Genomic DNA, 16,115 nt, shown 5'->3' on the forward strand with positions numbered 1-16,115 from the left:
TTTATCCTTTGAATTCTAATTATATAAAACTAATCTCTAAAAAAGAACATATGGCATATAAAATTCCTTTATTTGATTTAAATTTCGGCGAAGAAGAGATTCAAGCTGTAGCAGATACAATAAATTCAAACTGGATATCAACAGGACCAAAATGTGAGGAACTAGAGCAGCAGTTTGTTGATAAATTTTACGTAAAGCATGCAGTGTCTATGTCTAATTGTACCGATGCGCTGCATTTAGCTTGCATTTTATGTGGCATCAAAGAAGGAGATGAGGTCATATGTCCTTCTTTAACATTTGCTGCATCTGCAAACTGTATAAGATATGTAGGAGCGCACCCTGTATTTGCAGACATTTCAAGTTTTGAAGACATCAATATTGATCCAAAAGATATTGAAAAGAAGATAACACCTAAAACAAAGGCAATTATTGTAGTTCATATGGCTGGTTTCCCGGCAAATATGGACGAAATTATGGCAATTGCGAATAAATATAACTTACGGGTAATTGAAGACGCATGCCACGGGCCTTTATCTGAATACAAGGGCAAGAAGCTTGGCACTATAGGAGATGTGGGTTGTTTTAGTTTCTTTTCCAATAAAAATATCAGTACTGGTGAAGGAGGTATGTTGATAACCAACAACGATGATTATGCTAAAAAAGCAAGATTGTTAAGATCTCATGGAATGACTACTATGTCTTATCAACGGGCTGGGGGTCACGCTACATCTTACGATATTGTAGAATTAGGATACAATTATAGAATGGATGATATTAGAGCTTCAATCGGTTTAGTGCAAATGAAAAAGTTGCCCAAGAACTTACAACAAAGATTGCATGTGAGAAAGTGGTATAATGAAAAATTACAAAGAGTTAAAGGGGTTATTTTGCCGTTTGCTCAAAATGAGGAGTTTGTTTCTAATTATATCATGCCTATTGTATTAAAAGATTCTAATGTAGAAAAGAGAGATAGAGTTAGAGAGAAACTACATGCTGCAGGAATTCAAACTAGTGTACATTATCCGGCAATACATAAGTTTTCTATTTATAAACAATATGGCGCTATACTGCCCACCACGGATTATGTCACTGATAATGAAATAACCCTACCTATGTATGCAGCTTTGACAGAAGATGAAATTGATTTTATTGTAGAAACATTAGATACCGCCGTAAATGAATAGGAAAACAATTCTAATTTTTGGCCTAGGCGCGCTACAAAAATCGATCATTGAGCGATGTAAAATCAAAGGATTAAAAACAATAGGGATAGACTTAAATTCTGAAGCCGAGTGCCGCGATTTTGTAGACATTTTTGAAGTCGTTGAAGCAAGTGACTTTGAGAAAACATATGCAATTGCAAAGAGATATAACGTCACAGGTCTTATTACAGCCGCAACAGATAAGCCATTGGTTATGATGGCTCGAGTAGCTGACGAACTTGGTTTGCCCTTTATTTCTATTCAAACAGCAGAATGGTCAACCGATAAGCTTTTAATGAAGCAAAAATTTCAACAACACCAAATTCCTTGTGCTAATGGATTTGTTATAGGTAGTACAAGAGATTTGAATGATAGTATTCTTTATCCTGTAATTATGAAACCTCGGGATAATTCAGGGAGTCGGGGGGTTATGTTTTGTAACAATTATACAGAATTAACTGAGGCTATTGAGGAAGTATTTAAATGTACCAAAAAAGCAAATGTTCTAGTTGAAGAATATCTTGATGGGAGAGAATTTAGTGTAGAAGCAGTACACTATCAAAATAATTCGCATATTCTTCAAATAACTCAAAAAACCACAACTGAATTTCCGTATAATGTAGAATTGGCACACATTCAGCCAGCAGAAATCACAAATGAAGAAATGCAGCAAATTCAAAGGATCATAGAAAGGGTTGCAATAGCATTGAAATTTGAAAACTGCACTTCTCATACAGAATTAAAAATTGCGTCAGGAAAAATAAAAATTATTGAAACTAGTCCCAGGCTTGGCGGCGATTTTATATCGTCGAAATTGGTACCACTATCTACTGGTATTAACATGGAAGATATTCTGATAGATATTTGTACCGGTTCAGTTCTTGACTCCACTAGATTTTATCCGTTATATCAAAAATCATCCGGAATCATATATTTTGAATTACCCGAAGGATTTATAACAGCGATATCAGGAATTGAACAATTAAATGATATTGAAGGTATTGTAAGTTGGTCATTTGCTTTGTCTATTGGAGATAAAGTGCCAAAAATTACAAGTAGTCTAAACCGATACGGGCATGCAATTTTCCAGACGGACAATAAAGAACATTTAATGAAGTGTTTTAAACAGGTTGAAAACATCTTACAAAACACAATTTCTATACAATTATGATAGGAGAAACTAAGTTAATTCAAAATGTTGTTATTTATGGGGATTCAGCCTTTGCAGAACAAGCGTATAATCAGATAGATTCTGATGATAGGTATAATGTAGTGGCTTTCACTGTTGATGAGTCTAAATACAATCTGAATACATTCAATCAGTTACCTGTAATAAAGTTTCAGCAATTAACGAAGTATTATTTGCCTGATGATATTATAATATTTCCTGCAATCGGATATTCCAGCTCTAATAAAATTCGCGAAATTGTTGCCCAAGATATTATTTGCCAAGGATATGAGCTAATGACATATATCTCTAATCGTGCATTTATAGGAAGAAATGCTGTAATAGGAAGAGGATCTTATATTTGTGAGTTTGTTTCTATCGGTATGAAAGCTAAAATAGGAGATTGTGTTATTATTCTTGCTAATTCTTCTATTGCCCATGATGTAGTAATTGAAAATTTTTCTTTTTTATCCCACTCCGTAATTGTAGGCGGTAATGCCGTCATAAAACACCACGCATTTGTCGGATTAAATGCCACTGTTAAAGATCATGTGACAGTAGCAGAATATAATACGGTGGGCGCTGGTGCTAACGTTATTAATAATACTTTTTCAAACGCAATATATGTTGGAAACCCGGCAAAAATTTATAAAACCTTAACATAACTTTTCACAATATTCTCTCTTTTATTATGGAAAAACAACTTTTTGTCAATATTGATACTCCTATTATTTCGGCATTGAAACTTATGGATAATATTAAAGTGAAGTTGTTAATTGTTGGCGATGCATATAATTTTTTAGGATTAGTAAGTGTGGGTGATATACAGCGCGCGATTATAAATAATATTGATCTAAACACGCCTATTTCGAATATTCTGAGAAAAGATATTATTGTAGCTAATGAAAATGAAAGTGAGGAAGATATTAAGAGAAGGATGCTACAAATTAGAACAGAGTTTATGCCAGTTATCAATAACAAAAACCATGTTGTGAGAATTGTATTTTGGGATGATTTAATTTCAACAAAAAAATTGCCTCCGGTTGAAAAACTAAATTTTCCTGTAGTTATCATGGCTGGAGGAAAGGGTACGCGACTAAAGCCTATAACAAATGTACTTCCTAAACCTCTAATACCAATAGGAAAAAAACCTATTGTGGAGCACATCATTGACAGGTTTATAGAGGTAGGTTGTAAAGACTTTTATTTTTCCGTAAATTTCAAATCTGAGCTAATAGAATATTTTTTTAACTCTTTTGAGCATCCAGAATATTGTATTCGTTATCTAAAAGAAAAAGAATTCTTAGGTACTGCCGGAAGCCTAAACCTATTGAATGGAAAAATTAATTCTACATTTTTTGTTTCCAATTGCGATATAATTATCGATCAGGATTACTCTGAAATTTATAATTACCATAAAAATAATAAAAATGAATTAACCTTAGTGGCAGCACTTAAACACTATAATATACCTTATGGAACTGTAGAAACAGGGTATAACGGGGAACTTATGAAAATGGAAGAAAAACCTGAAATAACGTATAAGATTAATGCAGGGCTTTATATTTTAGAACCTCATTTGCTTAATGAAATTCCAGTTAATGAATTTTTCCACATTACGCACCTTATTGAAAAAATTAAGAATCGTAACGGTAAAGTAGGTGTATTTCCTGTCAGCGAAAAATCATGGCGGGATATAGGAGAGTGGGATGAATATTTAAAAAATATGGAAGAATAATATTTAAAAATTCCATATAACAATAAATTATTAGGTTAATGAAAATAGTTTGGATTTGTCATTTTTCAAATTCAATTGTTAGAGATAAGATACAGTTATCTAAATCTCGTGGTTGGATGGAGCGCATTGTAAGAAAAATATTCAATAGGCCGGTTGCAGCATTTGCTGACTTTGCGCCTTGGATTACAAATGGGATATTAGAATTTGAACATAGTACAGATTTCGAATTATACGTTATTTCTCCGCACTATGGAATGATTAATGAAACTGAAGAATTCAAAAAAAATGGAATAAGTTATTATTTCTTCAGGCCAGATGATCAGACTCTGTTTGGTAAACTTAAAAGAAAATTTTCCGGTGAAAAAAGTTTGTATAAGGGAAATAGGAAGAATATATTGAAAATTGTTCGTCATATAAAGCCCCACATTATTCATATGTATGGCGCAGAAAATCCTTATTATTCTTCCGTAGCTTTAGATATCGAAAATAAAGAGTATCCTTTTTTAGTTAGTTTACAGACTTTAATGAGCGATCAAGAATTTAAAAATAATTATCCTATTGGAGAATCAGAATATAATTCACGAGTGGGGGTGGAAAAAAGCATAATAAAAAAGGCACAATACATAGGTACTGAGATTGAAAAGTATAGGCAAATTATTTGGGAAAAAATAAACCCTAAGGCGATAATATTTCCTACTTTTCTATTTTTATCCCAAAAAATCAACATATCAAATTTTAAGAAGAAATTTGATTTTGTATATTTTGCCGGTGGGATCAATAAAGCTGCTGATCTTGCTGTAGAAGCGTTTGCATTAGCAGCGCAATTAAAACCGCAAATTACTCTGAATATTGTAGGTGATACCCCGGAACCTTTTACTACCAATTTGAAGACCCGGATTAAAGAGCTTAAGTTAGAAGATAAGATTTTTTTTAGTGGTAAATTGCCCACCCATAATGATGTAATCCAACAGATACAGTTATCCAAGTTCGCGCTATTACCTTTGAAAATCGATATTATTTCCGGTACCATTCGCGAAGCAATGTTTAGTGGTTTGCCGGTTGTTACAACAATTACACCAGGTGGAACACCTACTTTAAATCAAAAACGTGTAAGTGTGTTGCTGTCGGATAAAGAGAATATATCTTCTATATCCAAAAATATGATAAAGCTTATTGATGAGCCTGGCTTGGCAGAAGACCTAAAAGCCAATGCGCTCATTACGGTTAATGAAATGTGGAATAACATAGAAAGTTTCAATACATTGGTATCTGCTTATCAATACATTTATAATCATCATAAAACCGGCGCTGAAATTCCAAAGCACATAGCAGTTCAAAAAGATATTAACACACTATAATCTATCAATCAATTAATATATGCGCTGTTAACATAAATAATATGACGGTTATTTCATCTAATAAAAAAATAGCGAAAAATACAGCAACCCTTTATATCCGTATGGGTATAACCATGTTGATTTCATTTTTTACTACCCGTATAACTTTGGAAGTTTTAGGCGTAGAGGATTATGGCCTCAACAATGTTGTTGCAAGTGTAGTTACAATGTTTGGCTTTATAAATGGTTCCATGGGAACAGCCGTTCAACGTTTTTTTTCAATAGAAATTGGTGAGAACAGAGGTGGTGCCCTATCTAGAATATTTGGAACTTCTTTGTATTTGCATACTATAGTAGCCGTGGTGTCGTTACTGATTGCAGAAATATTCGCAATATTTTTTTTAAAGAAAATGAATATACCTGTTGAGCGTATGTTTGCTGCCCAGGTAGTTTTTCAAATCTCAATTCTTTCCTTACTTGTCAATATTTTAAATGTTCCTTTTGCCGCTCTATTGAGAGCCAAAGAGGAGTTTTCAAAAATTGCTGTTTTAGATATAGGGCAAGCCGTTTTGAAATTAATTGTACTGTTTTTATTATACAATATTAATAAAGATAAATTAATAACACTCTCGTTGTTAAACTTTGGTATTACTTTGTTGTATGTGCTATTGATCACATTCCTTGCTATTAAGCTCTATAAAAATATTAGCTTCAAAATTGTCCGGGATAAAGATTTGATAAAGAAAATGCTGAACTTTATTTCCATGTTGATTGTAACCATATTAGCTTCTGTGGCGGATAAACAGGGTGTTGTCATCATTGTAAACCTGTTTTTCGGACTTACCATAAATGCAGCATACGCAATAGCATTTTCAGTATCCTCAATATTTGAACTTTTCTCCATGAATTTCAAACAATCTGTGGTACCACAACTTATGATGGCTTATGGTGCCGGAAATTTTGAAAGAATGTATAAGCTTTTATATTTAGGAACAAAGATTGCATTTATTCTTATGCTTATAATTTCCATACCTGCCATCTTCGAAATGGATTATTTGTTAGACTTATGGCTGGGTCAGCCTCCCCAACATGCTTCCACATTTACAATATTACTTGTTGTATGTGCTAATATTGATACTTTTTATTACTTTATATATCAGGCAGTGCATGCTTCAGGAAAAATCAAAACACAACAATTGCTTGTTACAATATCTTATTTTCTAAGTGTCCTGTTTGTATACTTGTGTTTTAAGTACGGTAGCAATTTTTATTATGCTGTGTATGTCCCGATTGTGTTTGCTTTGCTTAGAAACGTTTTGATAATGTTAAGCGCTAAGAAAGCAATAATGTTCAATATCCGACACTTCCTCTCAAATATAGTAATTCGCTCATTCATTATTTCAGTGATTCTTGCAGGCGTAGCTGCATTTATAGTATATAGTATTCCTGCTAATATTTATCGTCTTTTATTAATAACTATTATCAATTGTTTACTGGCTGTTATTTGCGGATATTATATATTATTAGACAAAAAAGAAAAATTACCCATATTGAATATTATAAATGCAAAAATCTTAAAACGTGCTGGTTAAGAAACCAATGGCGCAAAAAATTAAATGTTTAAGACCTTGAGTATGACAAAAAAAATCTTATTTTTTTCCAGTATTATTCCTGAAGAAACTTACTTTAATAATAGTATAGGGCCAAATTCTATAGCTAATGATACATTGCAACGCGCTTTAATGAAAGGTTTTCAAGAAAATAATTATAAGATTGATCTCATCAATGTTCCTAATATTGGTGCATACCCTTCCAAATACAAAAAACCGGTCATTAATAGTAAAAAAATAAAAATTTCTGAGGCAATAAATGGCATAACTATACAATTCATAAACTTACCGCTATTTAAGCACTTGGTTATTTATAATAACCTAAAAAAAATTTTGAAGGGATACAATTTGTCAGAGTATGATGCAGTTTTTATGTATGATGCATATATACCGTTCTTTAAGTTGCTGCCTTACATTAAACAGAGAACTGCAGCGAAAACTGTAGCCTACCTTCCGGATTTAATAGGACATGTGGGAAGCCCTGATAACTTTATTCATAGGTTTTTCAATAAAATTGCCTTAAATATTTTTTCTTCTAACTCCAGGTATATTGATGTTTTCGTATTAATTTCAGAAGCTATGAAAGAGCATGTAAATGTGTCAGGTAAAAAAAGTTTGGTTATTGAGGGAATGTGGGATAACTCTACTGCCATATCATCTAAAACTAAAAACGATGAAAAAAAATATATTTTTTATGGCGGATCATTAGGCAGAAGACATGGGATTTTAGATTTAGTTGAAGCTTTTATTATGGCTAATTTCCATGATGTTGATTTGGTGATTTGTGGTGATGGAGATACTAAAGATGAAATTGTTGAAATTTCCGAAAAAAATCAGCAAATAAAATATTTGGGACAGCTTCCCAGAAATCAAATTCTTGATTTGCAAGCCAATGCTTTTTTATTGGTTAATCCCAGAGGTTCGGACGGTGAGTTTACAAAATATTCTTTTCCTTCCAAAGTTTTTGAATACTTTACATCAGGAACACCTACATTTATGTATAAGTTAAAAGGCATACCTGATGAATATTATGAATATTGCTTTACAAGCGATGATGAAAGTGTGGAAGCTTTGGCTGAAAATTTAAAAATGATTAACTATAAAGATGCGTATGATCTTAATGACCTTGGTAAAAAAGCTAGAGAATTTGTACTTCAAAACAAGAGTTCTAAGGTTCAAGTTAGTAAACTTATTCGTCTGATTGACAATTAAATTTGCCTTACCACTTATTTCTACTAAAATGGCTATTAAACATAAGTTTATTATATTATTAATACTAACTATACTTTTTAATTCTTCTCTAAAGTCTCAGGTATGGTTAAATAATAAAATAGGTATTAATGATGAAGTACCATTACCATGGAAACCTTTAAAAATATTACAGAGAAACGATGATTTTATCGTTAAATGTTGGGGTCGTGATTATGTTTTTAACCCGACCGTATTATTAAAGCAAGTTGTAATTTTAGGAGAACCTGTTTTGGCACAACCAATCGAATTCGTAATAAATCAACATCAACTTAATTGGAACTATCCTTCTCTTCAGGTGCTGTCGAAGGAAAAGTCGAAAATTCAATTGTTGTTACAATCTAAAGCTCAACTAGCAAATAAAGCTACACTTACACTAAAAAATTATGTTGATGTCTATTACGATGGACTCATATATTTTAAGACATATTTATCTTCGAATGTTGCGCTTGAACATACAATTTATTTAGACGTTAAGCTAAATAAAGATCTTGGTAAATATATTAATCGCTATTCAAATGTTGCTAATGATTCCCCCCTTTGGTGGAAAGCTGACTTTTTCGGTAATGATAATTCTGCCTTTATACCTTATTGGTGGGTGGGAAATCAGGAAAAAGGAATATTTTGGTTTACGGAATCCCCAAAAACATGGTATAATTATACAGATTCACGGGCTATTATATTTACTAAAGATAAGCTTTCAGCTAATGTTAGATCTAAATTTAAGCTCAACAACAATACAAATATCTGGAATTTTGAGTTTGGTATACAAGCCACTCCTGTTAAGCCATACCCGGAAGATTGGCGCGCGTGGTTTCTTACCGGCTCGAGTTCCTCAAATATCAATATTATTTGGCCCTCGCCCCAGCAACCATATGCACTAAAATATTTTGGTTATTTAGAAGCAAAAAATGAGAAAGCTTTTAAAAAACACGTTCAAAACTTACGAACGCACAGTCACAAAGTATTAGTATACAACAATCTAAATTTTATTTCAACTGCCACGCCAGAGTGGAAAATGTATCACAATTCGTGGGATATAGGCTATGAAGATCTTTCATCAGATGTTAAAGCTTATGGTGATCGCTACGCTAGCGTCGATTTTACATCGCAAACTTATCAGGATTTTATTGTTAGTAAAAGTAATACTTTTTTGAAACAAATGGACCTTGATGGTTATTATTTAGATTATGCTTGGATTAACAATATTAATTCTATAAAACCTGTGAGAAAGTTCAACAATCGTAATGAAAAGATACCATACTTTCCTTTTATGGATATGAGAAAGTTGTATGAAAGAATATACAAGATGGTTAAAACTGATCAATCTAAAATGATAATCGCACATTCGTCAGCCAGAATAGTTCCTACAATTTTAGCATTTGCAGATATGTATATTGATGGAGAACAATTCCGACAAGATGTTATTAGGGTTAAAGACGACTACTTACAGGTGACAAATCTTGCTGCTTTTCAATCTGAATATTCCGGTAAAGCCTATGGCATTCCAGCAGGGTTTCTTCCTGCTTTTAGTGAAAAATATTATACCAGTATAGGTCCAACACGTAAACTTGCAGGATTACTTTTGCTTCATGATATACAACCGTGGCCAATCTACAGCGCAATTAATGAATGGGAGGAAATTCGTGAAATTTTAAATAGTTTTCCTGGATATATATCTTCTGAATTTATATCATATTATCATACTAATCCTTTAGCTGTTACAAATGATTTGTCAGTAAAATCTTCAATGTATAGAAATAACAGAAATGAATTTTTGTGTATTATTACTAATTTATCTAACGTTAGCAAAGAAATAATTTTAAGGACCAACTTTAAATTTTTGCCAGAAAGTATATTGCAGAAAACAAACCGTGGAACTTCATATCCCGTAGGTAATAACACGATAAAAGTTAGTATAAATCCAGAGGATTACAATATTATTTATATAAAAAAGATGCCATATGAATAAAGTTATATTTTTTATCCTTTCCTTATCATCTATTTTATTATTCTATAACGGCGATGTACCACACTTTTCCTTTAGGGTATATATAACGAGCTTGATTATACAAATCCTTTCAATATATATAATTTTTATAGACGATAAATATCCGTATTCATTAAAAAAAATCTTTTTTTTATTTTCATACTTTTTTTTCGGTGTTGCACCAATCGTGCAGTTTTATTCACGAAGTTCATTTTATGGAGGAAGGGAGTTGAAAGAAGTCGAATATTTTTTAATGAATACATTACTAATAATAATAATAATAATATATAATTTTTTATATAATAAATTTTTCAGACAAATACAAATTCATAAAATTGTTGTTAACAAATACAACTTAAATAAAGCTACTCCAAAACAGGTATTGATCTTGATTTTCTTATCAATATTTTCGCTAGTTACAACATTTTATTTTTTGGATTTTGATATCAATAAGATGTTTTTCAGGGGTCTATACGGAGAAGAAGAAAGTGGCGTAGCTTCAATATCATCATCTTCCGCAATGGCTCTAATGCAAACAATTCGACCTATATCTATCCTATGTTTGATGTACTATTTGTCTACACCTAATAGGAAGATTTTTATTTCCATCTTATTATTGATTATTGCCATTTTAACTATTTTCCCTACCAGCGTAGCAAGATTTTACGCTGCTGCCGTATATCTGCCTTTAGTGCTTATTTCTTTTAAATTTACAAAAATAAAAAATCTATTTTCATTATTATTCATGTCAGGCCTTTTATTTGTCTTTCCATTTCTTAATAATTTTCGATATTTTGATGTTAATCAAAAAATTAAGTTTGAATTTGAATTCGATATGTTTTCTTCCGCGCATTTTGATAGCTACTATAATTTTTCCCTTATTCTTTTTGAAGACCTAATTACTTATGGGAGGCAATTAATAGGAGTGTTATTGTTTTGGGTGCCTCGGTCTGTGTGGGAGAATAAGCCTATTGGCTCTGGAGCGTTTTTAGCTAAGGAAGTTAATTTAATATGGGAAAATATATCTGCTAACTACTTTGCAGAGGGTTTTATTAATTTTGGTTTTGTAGGTATTTTGTTATTTCTAATTATAATTTCTTACGTTACAGCTTTAATAGATAAAAAATACTGGAAATTTTTTTATAGAGAAGAAAATAATTTTTTTCAGGTTTTATATTTTATAATATTGTCAATGCTTTTTTTTGCAATGCGTGGAGATTTGCTGAGTTCCACTGCGTTCACTGTTGGATTTATTGTATCATATTATTTTATTTTTTATGTATTTACAAAGCTGGTAAGAAATAATAAAAAGTTATACCAAAAAGATAGGAGGTGGCAATCAAGAGTTTAAATCCAAAAATATAAGTATTAACTGCAATGTTCGTTAAATAAAAATAGTATGAAAATTCTTCAAATAAACACAGTTGTAAATTCAGGCTCGACAGGGCGTATTGCAGAAGATATTGGAACTAATGCGATAGAAAACGGTTGGGATAGTTATATCGCTTTTGGTCGGAATGAACGTCCGAGTTGCTCAACAAAAATTAAAATTGGGAACGAATGGGATAATAAATATCATGCATTTAAAACACGTTTGTTTGATAATCATGGATTTGCTTCGAATGATGCTACCAAAAAATTTATTGAAAAAATGAAGATCATCAATCCGGATATAATACATTTACACAATTTACATGGATATTATTTGAATGTAGAGCTATTATTCAATTATTTGAAAAAATCCGAAATACCTACTGTTTGGACGTTACATGATTGTTGGGCATTCACTGGTCACTGCACTCACTTCACTTATGTAAATTGTAATAAGTGGAAATCACAATGTTTTAAGTGTCCACAGAAATTGGAATATCCTAAAAGTTATTTATTGGACAACTCTATGAACAATTATATTTTAAAAAAAGCAATTTTCTCGGGTTTAAATAATTTAACTATAGTTACAGTTTCAGAATGGTTGAAGAATATAGTTACTGAATCTTTTCTTAATAAGCTGCCAATATATAGGATTTATAATGGCATTGACACTAAAAAATTTAATTTCAGAAATGGAACTAATCTATTAAGTAAATACCCTATTAGAAATAAATTTCTATTGCTGGGTGTAGCAAGTACATGGAATAATAGGAAAGGTTTTGAGGACTACATAGAATTAAGTAAAAATTTGAATGATGATGAATTATTGGTATTAATAGGCCTTAGTAGTAAACAAGTTAAACAATTACCTTCCAAAATTTTGGGAATAGAAAAAACTGAAAATATTGATGAATTAATAAATTGGTATTCATTGGTAGATATTGTATTGAATTTATCACATGAAGAGACTTTTGGTATGACTACTATAGAAGGTTTTGCCTGTGGTACTCCTGCAATAGTTTATAATTGTACTGCTAGCCCAGAATTGATCACTAATAATACAGGAATAGTCGTTGAAAAATATGATTATGATGGTTTGCGTTCAGCAATAAACACAATAAAAAATAACGGTAAATCTTATTATTACTCTAATTGTGTTGACTTAGTAAATAAAAAATTTGAGAAGTCTCTGATGACAAAAAACTATATGAATCTATATAAAAAACTACTTACAATATAGATTTAATTTTAAATCAATATAGGCTTCGTTATATTTGCACCATAAAACACGAAATATATATGCAAATACAAAATAAAACCCTTCTCATCACCGGAGGTACCGGTTCATTTGGTAACGCTGTAATGCAGCGATTTTTAAAGACCGACCATTTTAAAGAAATAAGAATATTTAGCCGCGACGAGAAAAAGCAGGATGACATGCGCAAGCGCCTGAATGATCCGAAAGTAAAGTTCTATATCGGTGATGTGCGCGACTATCGTAGCGTGGAGCACGCTGTAATGGGTGTGGATTATATCTTCCATGCTGCTGCTTTAAAACAGGTCCCTTCCTGTGAATTCTTTCCTTTAGAGGCTGTAAAGACTAATATTCTGGGTACGGATAATGTATTGACGGCAGCTGAAAGGCATGGAGTAAAAAGAGTGGTAGTGCTAAGTACAGATAAGGCTGCTTACCCGATCAATGCGATGGGCATGTCTAAAGCGCTGATGGAAAAACTGGCTATTGCTAAATCCAGAAACCTAGACGATAGCAAGACCATCTTTTGTGCCACCCGCTACGGCAATGTAATGGCTTCTCGCGGCTCTGTAATACCCCTGTTTGTAGATCAGATCAAAGCCGGCAAACCGCTAACCATCACAGATCCCAACATGACACGCTTTATGATGACACTGGAAGATGCTGTAGACCTGGTGCTATTTGCTTTTGAACATGGAAAGCAGGGCGATCTGTTTGTACAGAAAGCGCCGGGAGCTACTGTGGAGACTTTAGCTAAGGCATTAAAAGAACTGTACCAGAGCGATGTATCCATTAATATAATCGGTACCAGGCACGGAGAGAAACTGTATGAAACCCTGGTAAATAAAGAGGATATGGTAAAAGCAGAAGACCTTGGGGAGTACTACCGCATTCCGGCTGATAACCGCGACCTGAATTACGAACAATATTTTACCGAAGGCGAGGTAGAAAAAAATTATATTGACGAGTACCATTCACACAACACACATCGCCTGGATGTAGAAGGCATGAAAGAATTGTTGAAAAAACTTCCTTTGATAAGGGAAGATATTTTAGGTGAAAAAGACGTAAATCATTATCCCGGATAAAAATATACCGCAACCTTCTTAATGAGAGGGTTGGACGATGAAGAAATTATGCAACCAGAATTGATCAAAGGCGGAATATACAAAGATGAACGTGGCTCATTAAAATACAACAATGATTTTGATGCGGCTGCTATAAAGCGTTTTTATATTATTGAAAACAGGGACACTGATTTTGTCAGAGGCTGGCAGGGGCACGAGATAGAACAACGTTGGTTTTCCGCAGTTTCAGGCAGCTTCAGCATTAAACTGATGGCTATAGACAACTGGCAGCAACCCGCTAAAGATCTGCCACAGAGAAACTTTACAATTCACGCAGGGGAGTTAGATATTTTATATTGCCCGCCGGGATATGTATCTGCTATTCAGGCTTTAGAACCAGGATCAAGGTTGCTTGTTATGGCAGATTATTTACTGAATGTTACCAAAGACGAGCACCGGTATCCGTTGGAATATTTTGTAAGTAACGATCAGCAGTCAGCAATCAGCAGTTAGCTATCAGCGATCAGCAATCAGTGGTACTAATTACTAATCACCAATTACCAGTCACTAATTTCCAACCACCATTCACCATTCACTAATTACTAATAAAAAATGTTACGCATAGGCATCACAGGTCAGGAAGGTTTTGTAGGAACTTATTTATACAATACACTTGGGTTGTACCCGGAAGAATTTATAAAAGTACCATATGATATATCTTTTTTCGGAGACGATAAAGCATTGGAGACATTTGTTGGTCAATGCGATGTAATTGTACATTTGGCAGCTATGAACCGCCACCCCGATCCGCAGGTGATATATGATACGAATATCAGCCTGGTTCAAAAGCTGATCAATGCTTTGGAGCGTACGGGCTCTAAGGCTCACATCTTGTTTTCATCATCTTCCCAGGAGCAGCGCGAAAATCTGTATGGCAAGTCTAAAAAAGAAGGCAGGGAAATGCTGGCATTGTGGGCGCAAAAAAGTGGTGGTATATTTACAGGCCTGGTAATACCTAACGTATTTGGCCCTTTTGGTTTGCCAAATTATAACTCTTTTATTGCTACTTTTTGTCATAAACTTACACATGGGGAGTTACCCGAAGTACAACAGGATGCAGAAGTAAACCTGATCTATGTAGGCGAGCTGGTAAATGAAATAATTGGTAGAATAAGAGCTCGCGAAACAAATGAAGCATACATAATACCTCATACCTCCACCAATAAGGTAACTGAAGTTTTGCAAAAATTAAACTATTTTAAATCCAGCTATTTTGATAAAGGTGAGATACCGGAGTTGAAGACGACGTTTGATCTCAATTTGTTTAATACTTTCCGGTCATACATCGATTTAAAAGATTATTTTCCACGAAAGTTTGTACAGCATACAGATAACAGGGGAGCATTTGTAGAAATAGTAAGATTAGGCATCGGCGGACAATGTTCCTTCTCCACAACAGTAGCGGGCGTAACCAGGGGCAATCATTACCACACAAGAAAGATTGAACGCTTTGCGGTTATCAAAGGCAAGGCATTAATTCAATTGAGAAAAGTTGGTACTGAAGAAGTATTTGATTTTTATCTAAACGGAGAAGACCCTGCCTATGTAGATATGCCTGTTTGGTATACACACAACATTAAAAATATAGGTGAAGAGGAATTGTATACTATTTTCTGGATAAACGAACCCTACGACCCGAAAGATGCTGATACGTGGTTTGAGGAAGTATAATTTAGTTATTTGTAATTGGTAATTTGTTTTGCTGATGAGGACACATAAAGATCTTGAAGTATGGAAAAAAAGTGTTGAATTGGTAACTTCAATTTACAAGCTGACTTCGAATTTTCCGAGAGAAGAAATGTTTGGCCTAACTAATCAGATTAGGAGATCTGCCGTTTCTGTTCCTAGTAATATTGCAGAGGGAGCAGCTAGACAATCTGCTAAAGAATTTGTGCACTTCTTGTCTATTTCGCTTGGAAGCCAACAAGAGTTGGAAACTCAATTGCTAATTTCAAAAAACCTTACATTTATGACTGAAACAGAATACTTAAACATAATTTGTGAAGTTGAAACAGTAGGAAAACTATTGAATGGACTGATCAAATCTATAAAAACAAAAGAGCTTTAAA

General features: G+C 33.1%; 14 protein-coding genes. All 14 read left to right on the forward strand.

Going from position 1 to position 16,115, the window contains the following annotated elements; translation table 11 throughout:
* Positions 1-50 precede the first annotated feature (50 nt).
* The 14 genes from OD355_RS08770 to OD355_RS08835 all read left to right on the forward strand — a co-directional run bounded on the left by OD355_RS08770 (position 51) and on the right by OD355_RS08835 (position 16,114).
* Positions 51-1,184, forward strand: a complete 1,134-nt coding sequence (locus OD355_RS08770) for a DegT/DnrJ/EryC1/StrS family aminotransferase (RefSeq protein ID WP_263038091.1) — start codon at positions 51-53, stop codon at positions 1,182-1,184.
* Positions 1,177-2,373 carry an ATP-grasp domain-containing protein gene (locus tag OD355_RS08775; protein ID WP_263038092.1) on the forward strand — a complete coding sequence of 399 codons (1,197 nt, stop codon included), beginning with the start codon at positions 1,177-1,179 and terminating at the stop codon, positions 2,371-2,373. The genes OD355_RS08770 and OD355_RS08775 overlap by 8 nt, the downstream gene beginning before the upstream one ends.
* Positions 2,370-3,035: an acetyltransferase gene (locus OD355_RS08780; RefSeq protein ID WP_263038093.1), complete on the forward strand. Its 666-nt coding sequence runs from the start codon at positions 2,370-2,372 to the stop codon at positions 3,033-3,035. Before OD355_RS08775 ends, OD355_RS08780 begins: the two co-directional genes overlap by 4 nt.
* 26 nt (positions 3,036-3,061) lie before the next feature.
* Entirely contained in the window at positions 3,062-4,108 is a 1,047-nt protein-coding gene (locus OD355_RS08785; RefSeq protein ID WP_263038094.1) for a nucleotidyltransferase family protein, read from the forward strand.
* 38 nt (positions 4,109-4,146) lie between these two features.
* Complete coding sequence (locus OD355_RS08790; protein WP_263038095.1) at positions 4,147-5,466, forward strand: glycosyltransferase; 1,320 nt, start codon at positions 4,147-4,149, stop codon at positions 5,464-5,466.
* 41 nt (positions 5,467-5,507) lie between these two features.
* Positions 5,508-7,037: a lipopolysaccharide biosynthesis protein gene (locus OD355_RS08795; protein ID WP_263038096.1), complete on the forward strand. Its 1,530-nt coding sequence runs from the start codon at positions 5,508-5,510 to the stop codon at positions 7,035-7,037.
* Positions 7,038-7,079: 42 nt separating this feature from the next.
* Complete coding sequence (locus OD355_RS08800; RefSeq protein WP_263038097.1) at positions 7,080-8,267, forward strand: glycosyltransferase; 1,188 nt, start codon at positions 7,080-7,082, stop codon at positions 8,265-8,267.
* Positions 8,257-10,275, forward strand: coding sequence for a DUF6259 domain-containing protein (locus tag OD355_RS08805; protein WP_263038098.1), 2,019 nt, complete (start codon positions 8,257-8,259; stop codon positions 10,273-10,275). Before OD355_RS08800 ends, OD355_RS08805 begins: the two co-directional genes overlap by 11 nt.
* On the forward strand, positions 10,268-11,644 hold the full coding sequence (locus tag OD355_RS08810; RefSeq protein ID WP_263038099.1) for an O-antigen polymerase: 1,377 nt from the start codon (positions 10,268-10,270) through the stop codon (positions 11,642-11,644). The genes OD355_RS08805 and OD355_RS08810 overlap by 8 nt, the downstream gene beginning before the upstream one ends.
* Positions 11,645-11,692: 48 nt before the next feature.
* On the forward strand, positions 11,693-12,904 hold the full coding sequence (locus tag OD355_RS08815) for a glycosyltransferase (protein ID WP_263038100.1): 1,212 nt from the start codon (positions 11,693-11,695) through the stop codon (positions 12,902-12,904).
* Positions 12,905-12,963: 59 nt separating this feature from the next.
* On the forward strand, positions 12,964-14,007 hold the full coding sequence (locus OD355_RS08820) for a polysaccharide biosynthesis protein (protein WP_263038101.1): 1,044 nt from the start codon (positions 12,964-12,966) through the stop codon (positions 14,005-14,007).
* A 21-nt stretch (positions 14,008-14,028) separates the two neighbouring features.
* Complete coding sequence (locus OD355_RS08825; protein WP_263038102.1) at positions 14,029-14,499, forward strand: WxcM-like domain-containing protein; 471 nt, start codon at positions 14,029-14,031, stop codon at positions 14,497-14,499.
* 99 nt (positions 14,500-14,598) lie between these two features.
* Positions 14,599-15,717: a polysaccharide biosynthesis C-terminal domain-containing protein gene (locus OD355_RS08830; RefSeq protein ID WP_263038103.1), complete on the forward strand. Its 1,119-nt coding sequence runs from the start codon at positions 14,599-14,601 to the stop codon at positions 15,715-15,717.
* Between the two features lie 34 nt (positions 15,718-15,751).
* Positions 15,752-16,114 carry a four helix bundle protein gene (locus tag OD355_RS08835; RefSeq protein ID WP_263038104.1) on the forward strand — a complete coding sequence of 121 codons (363 nt, stop codon included), beginning with the start codon at positions 15,752-15,754 and terminating at the stop codon, positions 16,112-16,114.
* The last annotated feature ends 1 nt before the right edge of the window (position 16,115 follow it).

Origin of the sequence: Haoranjiania flava (assembly GCF_025631005.1) — a bacterium.
GTDB classification, from domain to species: Bacteria; Bacteroidota; Bacteroidia; order Chitinophagales; family Chitinophagaceae; genus Haoranjiania; species Haoranjiania flava.

Bases quoted from the DNA above. Each gene is read 5' to 3' on its own strand.
- OD355_RS08830 (WP_263038103.1), top strand. From the start codon at position 14,599: ATGTTACGCATAGGCATCACAGGTCAGGAAGGTTTTGTAGGAACTTAT.
- OD355_RS08775 (WP_263038092.1), top strand. From the start codon at position 1,177: ATGAATAGGAAAACAATTCTAATTTTTGGCCTAGGCGCGCTACAAAAA.
- OD355_RS08780 (WP_263038093.1), top strand. From the start codon at position 2,370: ATGATAGGAGAAACTAAGTTAATTCAAAATGTTGTTATTTATGGGGAT.
- OD355_RS08820 (WP_263038101.1), top strand. From the start codon at position 12,964: ATGCAAATACAAAATAAAACCCTTCTCATCACCGGAGGTACCGGTTCA.
- OD355_RS08835 (WP_263038104.1), top strand. From the start codon at position 15,752: ATGAGGACACATAAAGATCTTGAAGTATGGAAAAAAAGTGTTGAATTG.
- OD355_RS08815 (WP_263038100.1), top strand. From the start codon at position 11,693: ATGAAAATTCTTCAAATAAACACAGTTGTAAATTCAGGCTCGACAGGG.
- OD355_RS08770 (WP_263038091.1), top strand. From the start codon at position 51: ATGGCATATAAAATTCCTTTATTTGATTTAAATTTCGGCGAAGAAGAG.
- OD355_RS08795 (WP_263038096.1), top strand. From the start codon at position 5,508: ATGACGGTTATTTCATCTAATAAAAAAATAGCGAAAAATACAGCAACC.
- OD355_RS08790 (WP_263038095.1), top strand. From the start codon at position 4,147: ATGAAAATAGTTTGGATTTGTCATTTTTCAAATTCAATTGTTAGAGAT.
- OD355_RS08810 (WP_263038099.1), top strand. From the start codon at position 10,268: ATGAATAAAGTTATATTTTTTATCCTTTCCTTATCATCTATTTTATTA.
- OD355_RS08825 (WP_263038102.1), top strand. From the start codon at position 14,029: ATGAGAGGGTTGGACGATGAAGAAATTATGCAACCAGAATTGATCAAA.
- OD355_RS08800 (WP_263038097.1), top strand. From the start codon at position 7,080: ATGACAAAAAAAATCTTATTTTTTTCCAGTATTATTCCTGAAGAAACT.
- OD355_RS08785 (WP_263038094.1), top strand. From the start codon at position 3,062: ATGGAAAAACAACTTTTTGTCAATATTGATACTCCTATTATTTCGGCA.